We start from the raw sequence: 1,578 nt of genomic DNA on the forward strand, positions 1-1,578 counted from the left end.
GACCTCGCTCGAAGCGGGCGACCTCCGGGTCGACCCCGCCGCCCGGCGCGTCTGGCGTGGCGACGTCGAGATCGACCTGACAGCCAGGGAGTTCTCGCTGCTGGGCTTCCTGGCCCGGCACACCGGCGACGTCGTCTCGAAGCGCCAGATCCTCGAGGCGGTCTGGGACGACGACTTCGAGGGCGATCCGAACATCATCGAGGTCTACATCCGGCACCTGCGCAACAAGATCGACCGTCCCTTCGAACGGGACGCGATCCAGACGATCCGCGGTGCCGGCTACCGGCTGGCGAGCGACGGTGGCTGACGTGTCCTGGCGGCGCGCCTCCGTCCGCGTCCGTACGACGGCCGCGGCTGTCCTGGTGGTGGCGATCGTGCTCGTGGTCGGCGGGTTCGCACTGGTGGCCCTGGTGCGCGAGTCAGTGCGTGAAGGGGTGGAGGCGACGGCCGAACAGCGCGCCTCCGAGCTCGTCGCCCAGATCGAGTCGACCGGCCTGCCGGAGTCCGGTGTGACCGAGGCCGAGGACGCCGACGACGAGGACGCCGATGACGACGACGAGGTGGAGCCCGACGAGCTCGTCTGGCAGGTCCTCGACGCCGATGGTGCCGTCGTGCGCAGCTCCCAGCCGTTGCTGCCTGCAGTGCCGCGAGACGACGGCGACACCGTCAACCTCCCTGAGGGCGACCACCGCTACCTGGTGGTGAGCGAGGAGGCCGATGACTACGAGGTCGTGGTCGCGGTGTCCTTCGAGGACGTCGACGAGTCGACGACCGCCCTGGTCACGCCACTCGTCGTGGGCCTGCCGTTGCTGCTCCTGCTCCTCGGGGGAACGACCTGGATCGTGGTCACGCGTGCGCTGGCCCCGGTCGAACGGATCCGTCGTGAGGTCGAGCAGATCACCGGTGACCAGCTGGATCGACGCGTTCCCGAACCTCCGGCACAGGACGAGATCCACCGCCTCGCCCACACGATGAACCTGATGCTCGGCCGACTGGAGGCCTCCCGAACCCAGCAGCAACAGTTCGTCGCCGATGCGTCCCACGAGCTGCGCTCGCCGCTGGCGAGCATTCGCCAGACGGCCGAGGTCGCCAGGGCCCATCCCGGTGCCCTGCCCGAGGGCGAGCTCGCGGACGCCGTACTCGAGGAAGGGGCGCGGATGCAGCGCCTCGTCGAGCAGCTGCTGATCCTGACCCGTGCGGACGAAGGCGCCCCACGACGTTCCCAGGACATCGACCTGGACGACCTTGCGCTGGCGGAGGCCCGGCGGGTACGCCGCACCGGCCTCGCCGTCGACACCTCCGGAATCGCGCCGGGCCGCGTTCGCGGCGACGAGGTCGCCCTGGCCCAGGTCGTGCGCAATCTCGTCGACAACGCAGCGCGTCATGCGACCGACACCCTCGCGATCGCCGTCCGGGATGTCGTCGGGGGAGTCGAGCTCGTCGTTGACGACGACGGACCCGGTGTCCCCGAGGCGGACCGCGGCCGCGTGTTCGAACGATTCGTGCGGCTTGACGAGGCGCGGGCCCGCGACGCCGGCGGCAGCGGCCTCGGACTGGCCATCGTCCGCGAGATCGTGG

Annotated in this window: 2 protein-coding genes; both read left to right on the plus strand. The window is 70.7% G+C overall.

The features are described 5' to 3' along the window. Nucleotides 1-307 (plus strand): winged helix-turn-helix domain-containing protein (locus tag ACOADB_RS25680; protein WP_378605614.1); only part of this gene is annotated, 307 nt, incomplete at its 5' end. A 1-nt stretch (nt 308) separates the two neighbouring features. Further along, nucleotides 309-1,578, plus strand: a 1,270-nt coding sequence (locus tag ACOADB_RS25685) for an ATP-binding protein (protein ID WP_378605617.1), incomplete at its 3' end; no start/stop codon positions are given.

This window comes from Nocardioides sp. CPCC 206348, from assembly GCF_048654705.1.
In the GTDB taxonomy this organism is placed as follows: domain Bacteria; phylum Actinomycetota; class Actinomycetes; order Propionibacteriales; family Nocardioidaceae; genus Nocardioides.